Source organism: Ruegeria sp. HKCCD4315 (assembly GCF_013112245.1).
GTDB lineage: Bacteria > Pseudomonadota > Alphaproteobacteria > Rhodobacterales > Rhodobacteraceae > Ruegeria.
Window position 1 is genome coordinate 1,495,153 of the sequence record NZ_WVRN01000001.1, and the last position, 20,144, is coordinate 1,515,296.

22 protein-coding genes and 1 other RNA gene are annotated in these 20,144 nt (G+C 55.9%); 14 read left to right on the top strand and 9 right to left on the bottom strand.

The window, feature by feature from the left end; genetic code table 11:
• The first annotated feature begins 171 nt into the window (after positions 1–171).
• Positions 172–735 (top strand): hypothetical protein, encoded by a 564-nt coding sequence (locus tag GS646_RS07495; RefSeq protein ID WP_171183325.1) that lies wholly within the window; start codon positions 172–174, stop codon positions 733–735.
• Positions 736–761: 26 nt separating this feature from the next.
• Here GS646_RS07495 and GS646_RS07500 read toward each other — a convergent pair whose 3' ends face one another.
• The 9 genes from GS646_RS07500 to GS646_RS07540 form a co-directional block, all read right to left on the bottom strand.
• The gene (locus GS646_RS07500; protein ID WP_171183323.1) at positions 762–1,220 is read right to left on the bottom strand and encodes an SspB family protein; all 459 of its coding nucleotides are present in this window, start codon (positions 1,218–1,220) and stop codon (positions 762–764) included.
• Positions 1,221–1,296: 76 nt separating this feature from the next.
• The gene (gene chrA / locus GS646_RS07505; protein WP_171183321.1) at positions 1,297–2,562 is read right to left on the bottom strand and encodes a chromate efflux transporter; all 1,266 of its coding nucleotides are present in this window, start codon (positions 2,560–2,562) and stop codon (positions 1,297–1,299) included.
• 224 nt (positions 2,563–2,786) lie between these two features.
• Complete coding sequence (locus tag GS646_RS07510; protein WP_171647016.1) at positions 2,787–3,218, bottom strand: ester cyclase; 432 nt, start codon at positions 3,216–3,218, stop codon at positions 2,787–2,789.
• 99 nt (positions 3,219–3,317) lie between these two features.
• Positions 3,318–3,665: a transfer-messenger RNA gene (gene ssrA, locus GS646_RS07515) on the bottom strand.
• A 36-nt stretch (positions 3,666–3,701) separates the two neighbouring features.
• Positions 3,702–4,064, bottom strand: a complete 363-nt coding sequence (locus tag GS646_RS07520) for a DUF4345 family protein (protein WP_171090183.1) — start codon at positions 4,062–4,064, stop codon at positions 3,702–3,704.
• A gap of 17 nt (positions 4,065–4,081) precedes the next feature.
• On the bottom strand, positions 4,082–4,732 hold the full coding sequence (locus GS646_RS07525) for a TenA family protein (RefSeq protein ID WP_171183318.1): 651 nt from the start codon (positions 4,730–4,732) through the stop codon (positions 4,082–4,084).
• Positions 4,733–4,791: 59 nt separating this feature from the next.
• On the bottom strand, positions 4,792–5,445 hold the full coding sequence (locus GS646_RS07530; protein WP_171183317.1) for a hypothetical protein: 654 nt from the start codon (positions 5,443–5,445) through the stop codon (positions 4,792–4,794).
• A 13-nt stretch (positions 5,446–5,458) separates the two neighbouring features.
• Positions 5,459–6,859 carry a selenium-binding protein SBP56-related protein gene (locus GS646_RS07535; protein WP_171183315.1) on the bottom strand — a complete coding sequence of 467 codons (1,401 nt, stop codon included), beginning with the start codon at positions 6,857–6,859 and terminating at the stop codon, positions 5,459–5,461.
• Positions 6,860–6,973: 114 nt separating this feature from the next.
• Positions 6,974–7,705, bottom strand: a complete 732-nt coding sequence (locus GS646_RS07540; RefSeq protein ID WP_171647014.1) for a FadR/GntR family transcriptional regulator — start codon at positions 7,703–7,705, stop codon at positions 6,974–6,976.
• A gap of 115 nt (positions 7,706–7,820) precedes the next feature.
• Here GS646_RS07540 and GS646_RS07545 point away from each other — a divergent pair, with 115 nt between their 5' ends.
• The 13 genes from GS646_RS07545 (at position 7,821) to GS646_RS07605 (ending at position 20,114) form a co-directional block, all read left to right on the top strand.
• A complete protein-coding gene (locus GS646_RS07545; RefSeq protein WP_171647057.1) occupies positions 7,821–8,585 on the top strand; it encodes a DUF2182 domain-containing protein in 765 nt (254 codons plus the stop codon).
• A gap of 4 nt (positions 8,586–8,589) precedes the next feature.
• Positions 8,590–9,294, top strand: a complete 705-nt coding sequence (locus tag GS646_RS07550; protein ID WP_171090173.1) for a DUF1326 domain-containing protein — start codon at positions 8,590–8,592, stop codon at positions 9,292–9,294.
• Complete coding sequence (locus GS646_RS07555) at positions 9,294–9,821, top strand: DinB family protein (protein ID WP_171647012.1); 528 nt, start codon at positions 9,294–9,296, stop codon at positions 9,819–9,821. Before GS646_RS07550 ends, GS646_RS07555 begins: the two co-directional genes overlap by 1 nt.
• Positions 9,822–10,925 carry a dimethylsulfoniopropionate demethylase gene (locus GS646_RS07560; protein WP_171647010.1) on the top strand — a complete coding sequence of 368 codons (1,104 nt, stop codon included), beginning with the start codon at positions 9,822–9,824 and terminating at the stop codon, positions 10,923–10,925. It abuts the gene before it with no gap.
• 104 nt (positions 10,926–11,029) lie between these two features.
• Positions 11,030–12,025, top strand: coding sequence for an acryloyl-CoA reductase (gene acuI / locus GS646_RS07565; protein WP_171183308.1), 996 nt, complete (start codon positions 11,030–11,032; stop codon positions 12,023–12,025).
• A gap of 180 nt (positions 12,026–12,205) precedes the next feature.
• Positions 12,206–12,769 carry a ribosome recycling factor gene (frr, locus tag GS646_RS07570; RefSeq protein WP_171183306.1) on the top strand — a complete coding sequence of 188 codons (564 nt, stop codon included), beginning with the start codon at positions 12,206–12,208 and terminating at the stop codon, positions 12,767–12,769.
• A gap of 9 nt (positions 12,770–12,778) precedes the next feature.
• Positions 12,779–13,510, top strand: a complete 732-nt coding sequence (locus GS646_RS07575) for an isoprenyl transferase (RefSeq protein ID WP_171090161.1) — start codon at positions 12,779–12,781, stop codon at positions 13,508–13,510.
• Positions 13,507–14,289, top strand: a complete 783-nt coding sequence (locus GS646_RS07580) for a phosphatidate cytidylyltransferase (protein ID WP_171183304.1) — start codon at positions 13,507–13,509, stop codon at positions 14,287–14,289. Before GS646_RS07575 ends, GS646_RS07580 begins: the two co-directional genes overlap by 4 nt.
• On the top strand, positions 14,289–15,461 hold the full coding sequence (gene dxr / locus GS646_RS07585) for a 1-deoxy-D-xylulose-5-phosphate reductoisomerase (protein WP_171183301.1): 1,173 nt from the start codon (positions 14,289–14,291) through the stop codon (positions 15,459–15,461). Before GS646_RS07580 ends, dxr begins: the two co-directional genes overlap by 1 nt.
• A gap of 4 nt (positions 15,462–15,465) precedes the next feature.
• A complete protein-coding gene (rseP, locus tag GS646_RS07590) occupies positions 15,466–16,818 on the top strand; it encodes an RIP metalloprotease RseP (RefSeq protein ID WP_171183299.1) in 1,353 nt (450 codons plus the stop codon).
• 79 nt (positions 16,819–16,897) lie between these two features.
• Positions 16,898–17,041, top strand: coding sequence for a hypothetical protein (locus tag GS646_RS07595; RefSeq protein WP_171090153.1), 144 nt, complete (start codon positions 16,898–16,900; stop codon positions 17,039–17,041).
• 127 nt (positions 17,042–17,168) lie between these two features.
• Positions 17,169–19,529: an outer membrane protein assembly factor BamA gene (bamA, locus tag GS646_RS07600; protein WP_171090152.1), complete on the top strand. Its 2,361-nt coding sequence runs from the start codon at positions 17,169–17,171 to the stop codon at positions 19,527–19,529.
• 21 nt (positions 19,530–19,550) lie between these two features.
• Positions 19,551–20,114 carry an OmpH family outer membrane protein gene (locus tag GS646_RS07605; protein WP_253746400.1) on the top strand — a complete coding sequence of 188 codons (564 nt, stop codon included), beginning with the start codon at positions 19,551–19,553 and terminating at the stop codon, positions 20,112–20,114.
• The last annotated feature ends 30 nt before the right edge of the window (positions 20,115–20,144 follow it).

Consider the following 20,144-nt stretch of genomic DNA (forward strand, 5'->3'; position numbering starts at 1 on the left):
AGCCGCAGCAAAGCCGTGACGCAATCGGCCAGTTGCGCGCACCTTAGCCAGAGGCGTCGCAAAGGTATAGGTGGCGGGGTGCGTCACTTTACTTGAGATTGCCGGGGAAAGTGCCATTGTGCGTGGGTCTCTGTGAGCTACAATAAGAAGGTGAACGCCGTGGAGGACAAAATGCCAAATTTCCATCGTCTTGCGCTTGCAAAAGCCGTCACGATCTTTGCCATTTGCGCATTGTGGCTGTCCGTTTTCAGCGATTCTGCACGGGCTCAGGACATTGCACCTTTTGTGGGGGATTATATTGGGTCTGCTAACGTCGTGGATGCTGATGGCACCTCAACCCCTCGGGACATGAGCGTTTCCATTGTTGAAACCCAAAATGGGTTCAATGTCAGTTGGCGGACCACGACCTACAAGTTGGACGGGCGCGTTAAGGAACAGAAGTTTTCTATCGACTTTGTGCCTTCGGGCCGCGGGGATTTGTTTTCGGCTGCGATGAAGCGCAATGTCTTTGGCCACGAAGTGCCGTTGGACCCGATGAAAGGGGAACCGTTTGTCTGGGGTCGAATCGTGGGGGATACGATGACCGTGTTTTCTTTGTTCATCGATCAGGATGGCGGGTACGAACTGCAGCAATTTGATCGTACGCTTGCAGAAGGCGGGCTGAACCTGTCCTTTTCGCGTTTCATAGACGGTGTAAAATCCCGGTCTGTCGAAACATTTCTGCAAAAGAAATAACCCCGCGCGCGGCGGGGTTGATGTGGTTATTTCCGGAAGCTGTCGAGTGAAACCACGTCTGCGTCGTGATGTGGCTCTTCTTCTTCGACATCTATCGACTCTTCCATGATATGATCATCGTCTAACTCACCCTCGGGGCTTTCAAAGCGCAGGCCAAATTCAACAGACGGATCCACGAAGGTCTTGATCGCGGCATAGGGGATGTAGAGCGGTTCAGGCGCGTCGCCGAAATTCAGCGTTATGGCAAAACCGGATTCGCCAACTTCAAGGTTTTCGAACCAGTGCTGCATGACGATAGTCATTTCTTCCGGGTACCGTTCACGCAACCAGTCAGCGATGTCTACACCGTCCTCGCGCGTGTCGAAGGTGATAAAGAAATGATGCGCCCCGGGTAAGCCGGTTTCGGAAACATCCGTCAGCACTTTCTTGATGAGCCCGCGCATGGCGGAGTGCATCAGGTTGCCGTAATCGATGCCTTGCGACATGTGTGATCCTCAAAAGTGGTTATGCCCAGCATAGGGCTTTTGTTCGGAAACGAAAGGGCAGGTATGGCCGGATTGATCATATAGTGTGTGCGGCCAGCCCGGCGACAGACATCAGGGCCAACACGGTGCCCATCCCCAATTTCAGTCGAAAAATCAAGGCCCCAGCCAGAATTGTCAAACCCAAAGCGGTGAAATCCATTTGCGAAAGTTGCGGCGTGGGTATTGCCAGTGGGCCCCAGGATATGTGGGGAACTGATTCGAATAGAACGTTCAGGGCAAACCACACGGAAAGGTTGAGAATCACTCCGACAACAGCAGCGGTGATGCTGTGAAGGGCCGCCGACAGGCGCGGTCGCGCAGCCAGCCGGTCAAGGTATGGGGCGGCAAGGAAGATCCACAGGAAGCACGGCACAAAAGTTGCCCAAAGAGCGACCGCGCCAGCAGCCAAAGCCAGGCCAAAGCCTCCGCTCAACTCTCCCGCAAGCATTGCGACAAACTGAGTCACCAGAATCAAAGGGCCGGGTGTGGTTTCCGCAAGGCCCAAACCGTCGATCATCTGGTCAGTGCTGATCCAGTGATACTGATCCACAACCGTCTGGGTCATATAGGCGAGTACAGCATAGGCACCACCAAAGGTGACGACGGCCAGCCGTGCGAAAAACCAACCCAAATCGCTCAGCAATTGGTGTCCGCTAATGGTCAATGCAACCAAGGGACCAAGCCAAAGAGGCAACCAAACAGCGATGGTTCGCAGGGAAGGCTTCAGGTGCGACGGCTGGTTCGGCTCATATGGTTTCGATAGGCCTCGGAAAGTCGCGTATCCCCAAAATGCGGCCGCAAAGATGATCAGCGGGAAGGGGAGGTTCAGCAGGAAAATGCTAAGGAATGAGAGTGCGGCGACGACGTAGTGGTCTTTGTCCGTCAAAGCTTTGCGCGAAAGGTTGCGCAGGGCTTGCAAGACAATCACGATGACTGTTGCCTTGACGCCGATGAAGGCCGATTGCACCAATGGAAGATCTCCAAACGCAGAGTAGAGGGCGACCAAAACAGCGATGACAATTGCGCCAGGCAAGACAAATAAGCTGCCAGCGATCAGACCCCCGGAAACCCCACGCAAACGCCATCCGGCGTAAGTGGCCAATTGCATGGCTTCTGGACCCGGCAGCAACATGCACAGTGACAAGGCACGCAGGTAGGTTTGCTCATCCAGCCATGGTCTGCGTTCGACCAGTTCCTGATGCATCAGAGATATCTGCGCCGCTGGTCCGCCAAAGGACAGCAACCCGATCCTGCCAAAGACGCGAATTAACTCTGGGACCGAGGGCGTCACGGAACCGCTCATGCTGTATGGCCCAAAAGCTCAGACTGGTTCCAGAATTTGGCAGTGTCGAAGGCAGCCAAAAGCACTAACACTTGCTGTTCAATGTCGGGTGGCCAAGTCACAACATTTAATCCTGCAAGTCCCGAAAGATGCGAAACTTGCGTCACCGCCTTGGGGTGTTCGCATTTGGACCCCTTGGCGCTTGCTAACGTGCAAGCGCAATTGGGGTCAAGATTGCTTTGGGTTCAGGCCCAGTCCAGACGTTGCCCAGTCATGCACACGGGCAAAGTGTCGGATGGAAACTGGCCTAACTCTTCAAAGAACGAGATGAAATCAAAGTGATTGTAGGCCTCAACCATCTTGTCGCCTTTGAACCGCGCCATGACCTGTCCCGTGACCTCCAAAGGCGCGCCGTTGTCGGCGCGGAAGGTGCGAACGTTCAAAATCGCTGACACCCGATCCCCATTTTCGATGATCTTGGGCAGTTCAACCTTGATGTCGCCCAGGATATGGCGGAACGCGGTGACCAGGTCGCGGAAATCATCTGCACCAACTTGCATTTCGGGGATCAGCCCTTCGGCCATCGTTTCCGGCGCAAAATATTGATCGATTGCCTCGGTATTTCCGTTTTCCCAAACTTCGGAATACCACGCCCTGAGTATCTCTGAATTTGTCATCCCAGCTCTCCTGTCCAAGTGAGGGCACGATGACAGGCAGGAATGAACAAACTCTGAATGTGCCCTAAAAAGGGAATAAGGTCAGACATGTCAGGGAATAATGCAGGTTTCTGTTGCCAGGTACCTGCGAACCCCGCCTTACGCGGCTAGGCGCAAGGGCTTAGATTTCGGTCTTGTTACTGCTTACGCAGCAACTGCAACCGGAGCACGATTGTCGTTTGCAATTGTACTAGTTTCGCCGATAACGGTGGCAGACAGCCGAGACAAAGCTAACCCCTTTAGACGTTCGTCGATCCTGTTTCGGCCCCAAAATCCCCAAACGAAGGATGGTTGGTGGAGCCGCCGGGTACCGCCCCCGGGTCCGATCCGCTTATTACGAGCGCGTTTATGTCCATAGTCCCGAAGGACATTCCATATATAGGTGAGGTGATGGTTAGATGCAAACTCAGATTGCACCTCAATCAACCCAATAGTCTCAGTTGGTTAGGTTGTTTTATTAAAGTTTGCAGCAATCAGCCAAACGGCCAGAACCAGTTCGATTCCCCCAAAGATCATCGCCTTGGCCAACGGCGGATTGTCCAGCGCGACCGATACAAATCGGCCTAACGCTGCCCCCGAATAGACGACGCCCAGCATGACATAGGCCATCGGATTGTTCAGCCAGATAACGGCGATTCCGGTGACGACAAACAGACCTCCGACCGAGGCGCGCATCTCTGACAAGCCCATCGTGCTGTTGGTCGGGGCCAGATCAAGAGCCGAGGCAGTGTGGGCCGGGGCCAGAAACCCAAACGCGCCAAACCCGATAGTCAGCAACGCAGCAATCACGTTCAGAGTTGTGACCATTCCGGCCCCCTTATGGTTCAGGCCGCGTAGGCGGCGTCAAAGAAATCACGTTCCAGTTCGACTGCGCGATGGAACAATCGCGTGACCTCGGCCTGTTCAGCCGCATCCAACGTCGGCCAAACCTTATCCAGCTGTCCACGCAGATATTCGACCACGCTTTCAAACCCTTCGCCCGCATGTAGCGTGATCCATTCGGCAAACCAGAAGGGCAGGTCGTCTTTGGGTGGGTTTTCCGGGCTGGCCCAACTCAGATAGACCCATTCCGCCACGACCAGCACGGCCAGCATGTTATGATAACGGCCCGAGGCCACGGCCTCGGCCATCAGGTCCTGAAACGCCCGTGTGGCGGGGGCGGGTTCTGTGCTGGGTTTTGTGCCCAAAGCGTCCATCGCGCGCAGGAAATAAGTGTTCTCGGGGCCTGTGATCAGCGCGAGAAACTGCGCGGCTGGTACGCTGTCTGCGAGGGTCGGAGCGTGCGCGATGGCACTGGCAAGCAAGCGCACAAATCCGTCCACGAACTGATAATCCTGCTGAAGATACCAGCGCATTTTGTCCTCGGGCAGGGTGCCGTCGGACAAATCGCGCGTAAAGGCGTGGGAGGTGGCGGCTTGCCAGTCATCACTTCTGCCCTGACGCAGCATTTCGGTCGGGCGGGTTTGGTCCAGCATTCGGAAACTCCGTTTTTGTCTTGCCGCAGACAAAGCGCGTTTCAAATCAAAGTACAAGATCAACCAAGCGCTGACCAAAGACCAAGGCCGCCAACCAATATCAGACTTAGCGCCCAGATGAGCTCAAGATTGAACCAACTGCGCGACAGAACCTGCAGGCCCAGCCAACGATAGACGGCAAAAGCCAGCAGACCTCCGCCCAGAACCATGGCGGCTGTGTGAAGCGCGGCGACGCCCAGAACCAGCAGGGTGTTTGTTGTCATGATCTGGGATATCGCTTGATGGCCGGCGTCCAGTTCATCTACGGCACACAGCCCCAGATAGATCGGAACCAGCATCAGGGCGGCCCCATGCGCAAGGGCCACCAGAAACGACCATAGAGCCAGTTTGCTGGGGGGAATCCGTGACAAAAAACGGGGGTGACGACGGGTGATTGCGATGAACAACCCCATCGCGATGACGAGCAGCGCGGCACCAATTCGGATTTCCTTTTGATAGTCGACCAGAACCGCCATCAGCGCAAAAGGCAGCAGCACTCCTAACATGGCCACAAAATGCCCGCCCGCCAAAGCTGCCAGTGCTTGCCAAAGCGCGGATTGGCGCTGCTCCATCAGCGCGGAAGAGACCGCCAGCGGCCAGCCCATGCCAGGGTTCAGGCCGTGATAAGCGCCGCTCAGAACAACGGCCAGCCAGAGGCCAGCCGTTGATGTCATCAAAACGTCCAACTCAGACCGAGGGGTAGCAGAAGCTGTCGGTTGAACAGTCTCCGCCCTCCAGCCGGATTTGGTGGCTGCGGTAGCCGTCGGGGAACTCGACCCAGAATTTCGGATCCAACGTCAACCCTCCGTTCTCGCCAACATCGGCCTTGACCATGGCCGCGCCGCCTTCGCCCGGATAGAATTGATCGTCCCAGGTGGAATAGAGCGAGTTGGTCCAATAGACGCGTTTGCCGTCACGGCTGATTTCAACCATTTGCGGACCGTAACCAAAACTCTGGCCATTTGGATGCTTGGTTTTCTTAACGATCCCCCCGATTTCAACCATACCAGCCAGCTTGGGGTTCATTGGGTCCGACACATCGTATTGATGCATCTCACCGGTGCCCCAGCACGAGACGTAGAGGTATTTGTCATCCAGGCTCAGGTCGATGTCAGTGACCAACGGTGGCACCGCCGAAAACCCTTTGAGCAGATCTGGCAGATCATCGGGATCAGCTGGTTGCGGATCGATGGTGATGGTTTTCTTGGCCTCGAATGTGCCGTCATCATTGCGCCACCAGGTGAAGATCGCACCTTGCAAGTTGGTGGTGTCTACGACAACCCCGCAGAACCCATACTGCTTGACCGGGTCATGGGCCGGACGGATTTCCAGTGCCATCTGGTGGTTTTCACCAAGATCGATGGTCTGGATATTGGTCCGGTTACGCAGGTTCCAGAAATGGATGCGGTGACCGTATTTGTTCGAAAGCAAGTCTTCGGCCACTATCCCGTTTTCGAACTGAGGCGGCAGACCCCATTCAGAACTGACCATGTAATCGCGCGGGAGGTTCCACCAGAAATCATAATGCTTGTCCTGCACACCGCGCTCGATCTCATAGCGGCCGATGATCTCAAAGCTCTCACAATCCATAATGAAGATGCCCGGAGGACCATCAGTGCCGTCCGCGCCACCGCCGCCCAGCGTGCTGACATAGATGCCCTCAGGCCCGCAATGGATTGTGTGTGGGCGGGAATATCCAGTCTTGGCAAAGACTTCTTCGGGTTCGATGATCTTGTGAATCTTCGCCTCAAGTGGGTTTTTAACGTCGATGACGTAAATCCGGCTGGATCGAATGCCGGGGATGATCAGATAGCGCCGCTCCAGAAAGGCGTGCCCGGTCAACGGTGACAAGGCGGACGAGCAGGCATTCCATCCGAAATGGTGAAACTCATCGCCCTTCTCAGGCATGATCACCTGATGAACAATTTTTCCAAAATCGTCGGATGTTGGATCGACATTCACAACCGCCAACCCGTCTGGTTGCGAAAAATCCGGGCTAAGCATCAAGGTGAAAGCAAGCGTTTCAGTAGGCCCCTCCATCGCGAGCTTGGCGGATGGGTAAAAGGTTGGGTCCGGTCTAGTGTTCATAACGTCCTCCCGTAAGTCATTGATCTTCAATTCGTATTGAGAGTTCCGGTCTTGGCGCCGGATGACATTCTGCCTGCTCGTCTTCCTTTCGTTGCCTAAGCGCGCATTGGGCGCTCAAGCTGGTTTGCGTTTACGCTCGGCCACGTCCTGCGCCAATTGGCGGGTGTAGTGTTCTAGATCGTTCAGCGCGGCGTCCACGGTTTCGGCGTCCTGCGATTCAAGCGCGTCAACTATTCTGCTGTGCAGCGCTATGATTTCTTCACGAGACCGCGCGGTGAAAGTGATCATGTTCATCAGCGGCTGCATCGCCTCAACCGCTCCGGCCAATTGATATGACAGGACTGGGTTTCCAGCCCCATCCACCAAGGCACGGTGAAAGGTCACGTCAGATGCACAAAACGCTTCGTCTGTCAGACCCGGTTGAGATTGACGAAATATCTCGGCCCGCATGGTGGCCAATTGATCTGCGGTGCGTCGCTGCGCGGACAAAGGCGCACAAGCTCTTTCCAAAGCGTAACGCGCCTCGCAAGCGGTATCAAAGCTGACCGCGTTCATCGACAGCAGCAAGGTCGAGGTTGTGATCTGCTGGGAATAGGCGTCCTCAAAACTCAGCCGATTTACAAACGCGCCGCCCGATGCCCCACGCTGTGTGCGGATCAGGGATTGCGCCGCCAATCGTTTTAACGCTTCACGCACGGTTGGACGCGACACCTGAAATTGTTCTGACAACTCGGCCTCAGACGGCAAGCGGGCATCCACGATCAACTCACCTGACACAATCGCGTCCCGAATGGCTTGAGCGATCTGAGCGGACAGGTCAGCGGTTTTCTGGGGCGCGGTTTTCATGTTCAGAGGACCTTGGGCAAATTTTTATTTGTCTGACATTTAAAAGTCTGACATTTGAAAAGCAAGGGAGTTGAGTCGGGAGGCCGAAGTGAGTCGTACGTGGCTGCGCAGCGGAATGTGGCTGGGCTTTTATGTCCTGATCCTGTGGGCGTGGTGGGTCATGTTCTCGATGAGCCGGGACATGGACCTTGATCTGATAGGTCGCCCCGGACCCATGGGACAGACCATGGCGGCCATGGATCCGCGCATGGACATGTATATGCCCATGGCCGAGTTCGGGCCGTTGTTTTCAATGTGGGCGATCATGATGGCGGCGATGATGCTGCCGACACTTGTACCAACCCTGCGCAGCTATGATGACCTGATCCGCAGTGCAAATGGTAGCCGCGCAGGCTGGCTAGGCGTTCTGGCGGGGTACTGGCTCGTTTGGGTCGGATTTGCGGCTCTGATCACCGGGATTCAACTGATTTTGCTGTTTGGCGGTGTGGTCGATATGCTGGGCATCGCCAAGTCTGGCTGGGTTGCGGGCGGATTGATGATCGCAGTGGGGGCCTTTCAGTTCACCCGCGTGAAAGAGGTCTGCCACGGCGTTTGCCATGCTCCGATGACCTATTTTCTGGGCCATTGGAAAACCGGTTTCGCAGGCGGTGTTCGCATGGGTTTGGGCCTGGGCGCGTTTTGCGTGGGCTGCTGCTGGGGTTTCATGGTGCTGGGATTCGTGGGTGGTGTCATGAGCTTGTTGTGGATGGGTCTCGCGACACTGTTCATGGTTTTGGAAAAACTCCCACAAATCGGGCACGCGATAACGCGGCCTATGGGGTTTGCACTGATTGCGGGTGGTCTGGTCCTGCTCGTCTATCCAATTAGTTACGGAGGTTAAGCCAATGGCAAAAAACAGAAAACCAGAAGCTGATCGGTTACCTATCAGTCAACGGATCGACAGCCGGATGCCTAACCCCAAGCGGCGCGAAATGAGCCCAACGGATTGGTCGATCAAAGGCGAATTGATCCTGAACTGTTCGTGCGATGTTTTCTGCCCCTGCGTGGTGTCGTTGGGTGCGCACCCTCCGACCGAAGGCCATTGTCATGCCTGGATGGGCATCATCATCGATGACGGGCATTACGAGGGCGAAGATCTGTCGGGGCTGAATGTTGGTTTGTTGGTCGATATTCCGGGCCGGATGGGCGAAGGCCAGTGGAAAGTGGCGGCTTATGTAGACGAACGTGCCAGTGGCAAGGCGTATAACGGGTTGCTGCAAATCTTCAGCGGGCAGGCGGGCGGAACCACCGGGCTGTTCACCATGCTGGTCAGTGAGATCATCGGGGCCGAGCGCGCGCCCGTTCAGATCGAAAGAGACGGCACCAAGCGCCGCATCATGATTGGCCGAAAAATACAGGGCGAGATTGAGATGCTGGGCGGTAAAGATCCAGAACATCCCGTTATGGTGTCGAACTCGAAATACTGGATGGGCCCCGATATTATTGTCGCCCGTGGCACCAAGTCCAAAGTACGTGACTATGGCCGTGTCTGGGACTTTGGCGGTAAGTCGGCCGAGATTTGTCCAATTGACTGGCATGGGCCCAAGTAATGATCTCCGGTGCATATGCGCGTGAGTTGGCGCAATACAATCATTGGCAAAACAAGCAGTTGGCGGAGTTTCTGCAAGCTTTGACTCATGAGGAACTGGTCCTTGAACGCGGAGCGTTTTTCGGGTCGATCCTGGGAACAGCCAACCATTTGCTCTGGGGGGATTGGATCTGGATGTCTCGCTTTGAAAAGGCAGATGGACCGGAAAGCAACATTCATCGAACAGGCGGTGGAATTCACGAAAGCGTGTATCTGTGCCCCGACCTGTCCGCATGGCTGCCCCTGCGAGAAAAGATTGACGCCCGCATCATCCGTTGGGCTGACAGCTTGGGGGATGAACCTCTGACGGGTCCGTTCACGTGGTATTCAGCCGCGAAAGAGGCTGACATTACTTTGCCTTATGCGCGCTGCGTCATCCATATGTTCAATCATCAAACTCACCACCGGGGACAAGTGCACAAGATGTTGACCGAGGCGGGATCTGAAGCGCCTGTCAGCGATCTAGTCTTCATGCCGCAGGAGGATTGAATGCCGCAAATATCTCCTTCGCGCCGTCTGAGGCGCACGCCATTCTCGGATGGGGTCGAAGCTGCTGGGGTCACTGGATATACGGTATATAACCGTATGTTATTGCCTACTGTTTTCGAAAGCGTCGAGGCTGACTATCGGCATTTGAAGACCCATGTACAGGTGTGGGATGTGGCTTGCGAACGGCAAGTCGAACTGCGCGGGCCGGATGCTGCTCGGCTGATGCAGATGCTAACCCCGCGCGATTTGCGGGGGATGTTGCCGGGCCAGTGTTTCTATGTGCCGATCGTTGATGAGACCGGTGGAATGCTGAATGATCCGGTAGCCGTGAAACTGTCTGAAGATCGGTGGTGGATTTCGATTGCTGACAGTGACCTGTTGCTATGGGTCAAAGGGATCGCCGTTGGATACCGTTTGGATGTGTTGGTTGACGAGCCGGATGTATCTCCGCTTGCGGTTCAAGGCCCAAAGGCAGACGAGCTTATGGCGCGCGTGTTTGGCGACCGCGTGCGGGACATCCGATTCTTCAGGTTCGATATGTTCGAGTTTGAGGGGCGCGATCTGGCAATTGCGCGTTCGGGCTACTCCAAACAGGGCGGGTTTGAAATCTATGTTGAAGGCAGCGAAATCGGAATGCCCCTTTGGAACGCGTTGTTTGCAGCAGGCGAAGATCTTCAGGTGCGCGCTGGCTGTCCGAACCTGATCGAGCGGATCGAGGGCGGTTTGTTGTCTTATGGCAATGACATGACCGACGATAACACGCCACACGAATGTGGGTTGGGCAAATTCTGCAACACCAACACCGCAATTGGGTGCATTGGGCGCGACGCGTTGCTGCGTGTGGCGAAAGAGGGGCCGATTCAGCAAATCCGACCCATCGCGATTGCGGGCGACCCTGTTCCGGGTTGTGATCGACCCTGGGGCCTTTACGCGGACGGAAAGTGGGTTGGGCAGGTAACGTCGGCGGCCTGGTCCCCGGATTTCAAGACCAATGTGGCTATTGGAATGGTGCGGTTGAGCCATTGGGATGCGGGAACGGAACTGGATATCGAGGTGCCGGGCGGGATGCGGCGCGCAACTGTGCAGTCGCATTTCTGGGTTTAACACAAGGGTTGGGGGCGCTGCCTCCGTCGCTGCGCGACTCCCCCGAGGTATTTTGGGCCAGGTGAAGGACTGGTCTGGTCAAGGAAACACGAAAGGATTTGAGAATGTTCAATGCGTTGGTGATGGACAAGGACGAAGAGAGCGGCTTGGCGAGTGCATCGGTCAAGCAGCTTTCATTGGATGATCTTCCACATGGTGAGGTGACTGTGGCGGTGGAGTTTTCAACCGTGAATTATAAGGACGGTCTGTGCCTGTCACCCAAAGGGGGTGGGCTGGTGCGGGCATATCCGCATGTGCCGGGTATCGATTACGCCGGTACGGTCGAAGCCTCGTCAGATGAGCGATACAAACCCGGCGACAAGGTTGTTCTGACCGGTTGGCGTGTGGGCGAGGCGCATTGGGGCGGCTATTCTCAGAAAGCCAATGCGCGGGCGGACTGGCTGGTTCCGCTGCCCGACGGGCTGGACGCACGTCAGGCCATGGCTGTGGGTACGGCTGGGTTTACGGCCATGCTTGCGGTGATGGCGTTGGAAGATCATGGGCTGACCCCGGATCGGGGACCGGTTTTGGTGACCGGCGCTGCAGGTGGTGTTGGGTCGGTGGCCACAGCCATTCTGGGCAATCTGGGGTATGAGGTGGCGGCTGTGACCGGGCGCCCCGAAACCGGTGACTATTTGAAATCGCTTGGCGCGACAACGATTGTGCCCCGCGAAGAGTTGAATGAAACCACCAAGCGCCCGTTGGAAAGTGAAACCTGGGCTGGCTGTGTAGACGCGGTGGGCGGAGATATGTTGGCGCGTGTTCTGGGGCAGATGAAATACGGCTGCTCGGTTGCTGCCGTCGGTTTGGCCGGAGGCGCGGCCCTGCCTGCGACTGTGATTCCATTCCTGTTGCGGGGCGTGAACCTGTTGGGCATCGACAGCGTGATGCAGCCTTACGACAACCGACTGCGCGCGTGGCAGCGGATCGCGACCGATCTGCCGATGGACAAGCTGGAGGCGATGGTTCAGCCAGCCGCTTTGTCAGATCTACCACAGCTTGGTGCGGATATTCTGAAGGGTCAGGTCAAAGGTCGCGTTGTTGTTGATGTGAACGCCTGAAGTTGACGCGTACTGCATCCTCGGGCGGGCGCGCCTGGCCGAGGATCGGATCGGAGTTGGTACAAAATGGTCGCAACACCTCTGGCCATTGATACAATTCCCGACCATGATTGCTATACATCCCAATTGTGATGGCGTAAGACCCATCCAAAGAGTACCTGAAAACGGGGAGTGAGCAGCATGTCTGACGACTTCGAACTGGACACCGATGATCTCAAGCGCCGCATGGATGGCGCCATGGCCAATCTGAAAACTGAATTTGCCTCGCTGCGTACGGGTCGGGCTTCGGCATCTATGCTCGAGCCTGTCATGGTTGACGCCTATGGCTCGCTGACTCCGATCAACCAGGTGGGGACGGTGAACGTGCCGGAACCGCGGATGGTGACTGTAAATGTGTGGGATAAGTCACTGGTTGGTAAGGTGGAAAAGGCCATTCGCGAAAGCGGGCTTGGTATCAACCCTCAGCTGAACGGCACAATCATCATGTTGCCGATCCCGGAACTCAACGAAGAACGTCGGCGCGAGCTTGGCAAGGTTGCGGGGCAATATGCGGAAAGTGCTCGGGTTTCGATCCGTAACGTGCGCCGCGACGGTATGGACCAGATCAAGAAGGCCAAGGCCGATGGGATGTCGGAAGATGACCAGAAACTTTGGGAAAGCGAAGTTCAGGATCTGACCGATGAAATGATCAAGGCCGTCGACGCCGCACTTGAGACCAAGCAATCTGAAATCATGCAGGTCTGAGCTGGTTTGATGCCCAAAGATCCCCAAACCGATCCGGTTTCCGGCCCGCGCCACGTCGCTATCATTATGGATGGCAATGGTCGTTGGGCACAGGCGCGTGGCCGTCCCAGACTGTTTGGTCATCACGCAGGTGCACGGCGTGTCCGCGAGGTGGTAGAGGCCTGCCCGGGATTGGGGATCAAATATCTCACAGTGTTTGCGTTTTCGACCGAGAACTGGAAACGAACACAGGTTGAAGTCGCGGGCCTGATGAGCCTGTTCCGTCGATACATCATCAAGGAAACCCGAACTCTCGCCGACAATGGAATTCGCGTGCGGTTCATCGGTGATCGGGTCCGTCTGGATTCAAAACTGACCGAGCTGATGGATTCTCTGGAACAGGAAACGAAGGACAACGACCTTGTTCATTTGACCGTAGCGTTGAATTACGGTGGTCGGGATGAGGTGGCACGCGCTACTAAACGGCTGGCGCGTGATGTTGCCGAAGGGCGTTTAAAGCCTGAAGAGGTGGATGAAGAAACGCTGCCTAAGTATCTGGATACGCGCGTTCTTCCGGATCCGGATCTTGTTATTCGGACCAGTGGCGAAGCACGAATCTCTAATTTTCTTTTGTGGCAGTCGGCGTATTCGGAATACGAATTCATTGATACGCTTTGGCCGGATTTCACAGCAGCCGAATTGGAAGCCTTGTGCCGCAACTACGGGTCCAGAGAGCGTCGGTTCGGAGCGGTGCTGGCATGAGCGAAGGCCGATGGTCTGACCTGACAGCACGGGTTCTTTCTGCTGCGGTACTGGTCCTGATTGGCGCGGTCGAGGTGTGGCTGGGCGGCATCTGGTTCGAGATTTTTATCGCGGTGGCCTGTGGTCTAATGACCTGGGAACTGGTTCGGATGATTGAGCCGAACAGCCAGAGCACGGGAATTCAGTTGGGCATCCTGACAAGCGCTGCGGTTCTGCTCAGTTATCATGTGCCACCGCTGTACACATTGCCTGTTGTTGTCGCGCCTGCATTGGTGGGTATGGGGCAGATGAGCCGGTCGAAAATTCTGTACGGGCTGTTTGCAGTTTGGATCGTCGGGGCCGGGTTGGGTTTTATCTCGATCCGCGAAAATTTCGGCTTTGGCTGGATGGTGTGGTTGATCGCCGTGGTCGTGGCCACGGATGTCGCTGGTTACTTCGTCGGCAAAACAATCGGCGGTCCCAAGTTCTGGCCCAGGGTCAGCCCGAAGAAAACGTGGTCGGGAACCGCAGGTGGATGGGCTGCAGCGGCCTGTGTAGGGATCGCCTTTGCAACCCATGCCGGTTTCGGATTCGCCTTTGTCGTTGTTTCGGTGCTGGCTTCAATGGCAAGTCAGATCGGTGATATTATCGAAAGCGCGGTCAAACGTAAGTTTGGCGTCAAAGACAGTTCAAATCTGATCCCGGGCCACGGTGGCTTTCTGGATCGCTTCGACGGCATGATGGGCGCTGCTTTATTTGTTCTGATCGCAGGGTTGTTTTACGCGCCAGGTGGTATGTAATGCGCAAAGTAACTGTTTTGGGGGCCACAGGATCGATTGGGCAAAATACAATTGATCTGATCGCCCGCGCGCCAGACGACTACGACGTTGTGGCTCTAACCGGTGGTGCGAATATCCAGCAATTGGCCGACGATGCGCGCCGCCTTGGGGCCAATCTGGCCGTGACAGCGCATGAAGATAAGTTGGACGACCTGCGCAGTGCACTTGCAGGTAGCGGCGTGGAAGTGGCGGCTGGATCGCGTGCTATTGCCGAGGCCGCGGCGCGCCCGGCGGACTGGGTTATGTCGGCCATTGTAGGTTCAGCGGGCCTTGCGCCGGGGATTGAAGTGCTCAAACAAGGGGCGACGCTGGCGCTAGCCAATAAGGAAACGCTGGTTTGCGCTGGGGCACTGGTTCTGGAAACAGCCAAGGCCCACGACGCGCGGTTGCTGCCCGTCGATAGCGAGCACTCGGCCGTGTTTCAGGCGCTGGTCGGCGAAGACATCGATGCGGTCGAGCGCGTGATCATTACGGCAAGCGGCGGAGCCTTTCGGGACTGGCCGCTGGAAGACCTGGCCAATGCAACGGTTGAACAAGCGTCTAGCCACCCGAATTGGGACATGGGCCAACGCATTACAATCGACAGCGCGTCAATGTTCAACAAGGCGCTGGAAGTCATAGAAACCAAAGAATACTTTTCGGTCTCCCCGACGCAGATCGAAGTTGTAGTTCATCCGGAATCCATCGTGCATGCGATGGTTGGATACCGGGATGGGGCGGTGATTGCCCATTTGGGCGCACCCGACATGCGCCACGCCATTGGCTATGCCTTGCATTGGCCCGAGCGCCGCAACCTTCCTGTGGAACGGCTTGATCTTACGAAACTGGGCCAACTGAACTTCAAGTCGCCGGACCTGACGCGGTATCCTGCACTGAAACTGGCTTGGGATGTCATGGATCGCGGTGGTTTGGCGGGCTCGGTTTTCAATGCTGCAAAAGAACGGGCGCTGGATCATTTCATTGCACGCCATATCTCATTTACGGATATGGCCGATGCGGTTGCTGCCGTTCTCGACAGATTTGACGCATCAGACGGCCTTATTGATGCCGAGATGACCCTTGATAACGTGCAGAAAACGGACCATTTGGCACGTCAATGGGTCGATGACACCGTGGTGGAACGAGCAGGATAGAATTTTGGACGTACTTTCGCTGATCCCTCAATTTGGCAATCTTCTTTGGACGATTGTTGCCTTCGTCATCGCCTTGTCGGTCATCGTGGCCGTGCATGAATACGGCCACTATATCGTGGGCCGGTGGTCGGGCATCCATGCCGAAGTGTTCTCGATCGGGTTCGGTCCGGTCCTGTGGAGCCGCGTCGACAAACGAGGCACGCGCTGGCAGATCGCGCTGCTCCCATTTGGCGGATATGTGAAATTCCTGGGTGACGCCAATGCTGCGTCTGGCAAGGATGAAGAGGCGATGGGTGAAATCGCCACCCAAAGCCCGGAAGAGTTGCGGCGCACCATGCACGGAGCCCCTCTGTGGGCGCGGGCTGCCACCGTGGCGGCTGGACCGGCGTTCAACTTTGCCATGTCCATTTTGGTTTTCGGCATGATCTTCTGGTCTCAGGGCGTGTCGCGCGAACCCTTGACCGTGGCCTCCCTACAGCCTTTGCCGGGAACGGTACAGGAACTGCAGGAAGGTGATGTGATCACCGCAATCGCTGGTATTCCGACGCCGGACTACGATGAAGAAGGCGCCTGGCAGGATTTCATCGACGCGTTGCCGGTGCAACCGGTTCTGGATTACACGGTCATTCGCGATGGACAGACACTGGACGTTCAGGCCCCCTGGATGTTCCCACCGCTGATCCGTCAGGTTGCCCCGCGCAGTGCGGCTATGGACATTCAGTTAGAGCAAGGTGATGTGATCACCGCCGTAAATGGCGAACCGATCTTTGCTTTTGATCAGCTGAAGGATTTTGTCGAAAGTTCGGATGGGCGCGTTTTGCTATTGAATGTATGGCGGGACGGCTCGGATCTTGAGTTCGCGCTTGCCCCACGCCGTACGGATGAACCAAAGCCGGAAGGCGGGTTTGTCACACATTGGCGGATCGGGATCATCGGCGGCATGATGTTGGAGCCCGCCACCGAGCCCGCCGGTTTTGTGGATTCACTGCGTGGCGGCGTCGTTCAGACCGGCCGTATCATCGAAGGGTCTCTGTCCGGCATGTGGCACATGATTACGGGAGCGATCAGCACCTGTAACATTTCCGGGCCAATCGGGATTGCTGAAACCTCTGGTGCAATGGCCAGCCAAGGGGCGCAGAACTTCATCTTCTTTATCGCGGTTTTGTCGACGGCTGTCGGTTTGTTGAACCTGTTCCCGATCCCGGCCTTGGATGGCGGTCATCTGGTATTCTACGCGTATGAAGCGGTCGCCGGAAAACCACCCAGTGATGGCGCGCTGAGGATTCTTATGGGGCTGGGGATCACTATCATCCTTACGCTCATGCTGTTCTCGGTCAGCAACGATCTGTTCTGCTAAATGTGGCGGTTGGTGCAAGTTTAGGCCGCATTCCTGCCTCAATTCATGGCTATACTTTTTGCGTTGAAAGGGTATCGCCATGACCAAAGCGCTTAAAAAATCGTACCAGGGGTTCAGCTTTCTTTTCATGCTGAACCGTGACGTATTGTTGAGCTTTGCCATGACAGCGCTGGCGTTGACTGGCGCAATGTATCTGGCCGGGGTTTATCTGGCCGGATTCTGATTCTCACCGAAATGCAGAAAGCTTGCTGTGCGGCGTCGCACTGGAATGCTTCTATTTCGCCTTTTGACAAGCTCATTTAATCTCGTTACTCAGCATTAAAGTCTTAAAATTCTGGGTAGAGCACAAAATGACTGACAGGCGAGACGCGGGCACATCCTGCGGGGGGCAAATGCCGACAAACAATATTTTGTGGCAGGCGCTAACGGTTCTTTTCCTTTTTGTTGCGGCGTGTTTGGTGGCTTTTCCGAATGCAGCGCAGGCGCAGAACTTCACGATCAATTCGTTTCAGGTGGAAGGCAATCGCCGGATTGAAACGGGTACGATCATCGCCCGAACCGGAATCGAACCTGGGCAAACAGTCAGCGCTGGTCAGATCAATGATGCCTATCAGCGTTTGCTTGACAGTGGTGTATTTGAAACAGTCGAGCTGACCCCGCGTGGCACGACTCTGGTGATCGAAGTTCAGGAATATCCTACGATCAACCAGATCAGCATTGAAGGAAACGCACGCGTCAAAGACGATGTTTTGCTGGACGCCATCGAGTCTGAACCGCGCCGGGTCTTTACCCCTCAGGCGGCGGAAGCAGACGCTGACCTGATCGCCGAAATTTATTCTGCGCAAGGCCGGGTCGCGGCAACAGTCATCCCGCGGATCATCCGCCGCAGTGACAACCGCGTCGATCTGGTTTTCGAAGTATCGGAAGGCACCACCATCGAAGTTGAACGCGTCAGCTTTGTTGGCAACCGCGCCTTCTCGGATCGCCGGTTGCGCCGTGTTCTCGAAACCAAGCAGGCGACGTTCCTGCGGACCTTCTTCCGCAATGATACATTTATCGGCGACCGCATCGAATTCGACAAACAGGTCATTCGCGATTTCTACCTGTCGCGCGGCTATGTCGATTTCCGCGTAAACAGCGCCAATGTGGAATTCACCCGTGAACGCGACGCCTTCTTCTTGGTGATGAACGTCACTGAAGGGCAGAAATTCTCGTTTGGCAAGATCACAACAGTAAGTGAAATCCCCGGCGTGAATGCGGCTGAATATCAGGATGCACTGAAGATCAAGCCGGGCGTGACTTATACGCCATCGCTGATTGAAAACTCGATTGCGCGTCAGGAACGTCTGGGCGTCAAACAGGGTGTGGACTTCTTGCGGGTCGAACCTCGCATCACGCGCAATGATCGCGACCTGACACTGGATGTGGAATTCGTTCTGACAAAAGGTCCGCGCATCTTTGTTGAGCGGATCGACATTGAAGGCAACACCACCACGCTGGACCGTGTCATTCGACGTCAGTTCGACACTGTAGAAGGCGACCCGTTCAACCCGCGCGAAATTCGTCAGGCGGCCGAGCGGATCAATGCTCTGGGCTTCTTCGCCACCGCAGATGTCGAGCCGCGCGAAGGGTCTTCGCCCAGTCAGGTGATCCTAGATGTGGATGTTGAGGAACAACCCACAGGCTCGCTCAGCCTCGGTGGTAGCTACTCGGTCACAGACGGTTTCGGTATCGCAATCGGCCTGAACGAATCCAACTTTTTGGGACGTGGTCAAAACTTGGGTCTGACCATTTCGACCGCGCAGGACTCCGAGCAGTATGCGATCAGCTTTACAGAACCCTACCTGCTTGGACGCAAGTTGCGTTTTGACTTGGGGTTGGGGCTGTCGGGAACGAACTCTGGTTTTGCCAGCTATGACACAAGCTCGCTGTTCTTCACGCCGCAGCTGACCTACGCCATCGGCGAGTTGTCGTCGCTGCGCTTGCGCTATGGTTGGGATCGCAGCGAAATGACCCAACAGGACAACGAAACCAACGGCGCTGTCATTTCGTCCGAAATTGCGCAAGGCAAAAGAACCTCTAGCTCGTTGGGTGTATCTTACGTGTATGACAGCCGACTCGGTGGTCTGGATCCGAATTCCGGTGTTCTGTTCGAGGTTGGCGTTGATGCGGCCGGTCTTGGGGGAGACAACAAGTACTTCAAAACCACAGCGCGCGGTATCGCACAAACCCGTGTTTGGAACGAAGAAGTCGTGCTGCGGGCGACCATGGAATTGGGCGCGCTGCATTGGAGAGGCAACGACTTCAGCCGTACTGTCGACCGTTTTGTATTGGGCCCGAACACCTTCCGTGGCTTTGAGCCCGCTGGTATTGGCCCACGTGACTTGTCCAACGGTCAGGACGATGCCATCGGCGGCAACTACTACTGGGTTGCCCGGTTCGAAACCGACTTCCCGCTTGGCTTGCCAGAAGAACTTGGTTTGCGCGGTGGTTTGTTCTATGACGTCGGCAACCTCTATAACATCGACGATGTGAACACGGCAGGCGCAACTATTGTGGGTGCGAGCGGATCAATCCGCCATGTGATCGGCATTTCGGTTCTGTGGGACACGCCGTTTGGGCCGCTGCAGTTCAACTTCTCTCAGCCTCTCAAGAAAGAGTCCTTCGACAAGGAACAGAACTTTGACTTTACCATTCAGGCTCGGTTCTGATCCCAAATGCTGAATATACTCATGACGATAGCACGGGGCCCATTACGGGCCCTGTGTGTGTTTTCGGCCCTTGTGATGCCGCTTGCATTGGACGCACAACAACTTGGCGTGCCGCAGGCCAGCGTCGTTACGCTTTCCAGCGAAGAACTTTTTGCCGACTCGGCTTTCGGGCAGCGCGTTCTACGAGAGATTGAGGCTGAAAGCGCCTTGTTGGCAGAAGAAAACGAACGGATTGTGGTCGAGCTGAGCCAGGAAGAAAAAGAACTTACGGAACAGCGTGCGAACTTGCCTGCCGAGGAATTCCGCCCGTTGGCCGAGGCTTTCGACACCAAGGTTCAGTCCCATCGAGAAGGCCAGCGCGCCAAACTGGACGCATTGGCGCGGCGCAGCGAAGAAGCGCAACAGACTTTTTTTGAAATTGTGCGCCCAATTCTTGTTGATCTGCTGCGCGAGTTCGGTGCCAGTGTGATGATCGAACGGTCGAATGTCGTGGTTAGTACGACAGACATTACCGAGGCCGCGATCGCTCGCATCGACGCCGCAATCGGTGATGGCAGCACGCTGCAAGAAGGCAATGGCGAATAGGGTTGCTTGCTCTTGGAATGCGGTATTGTT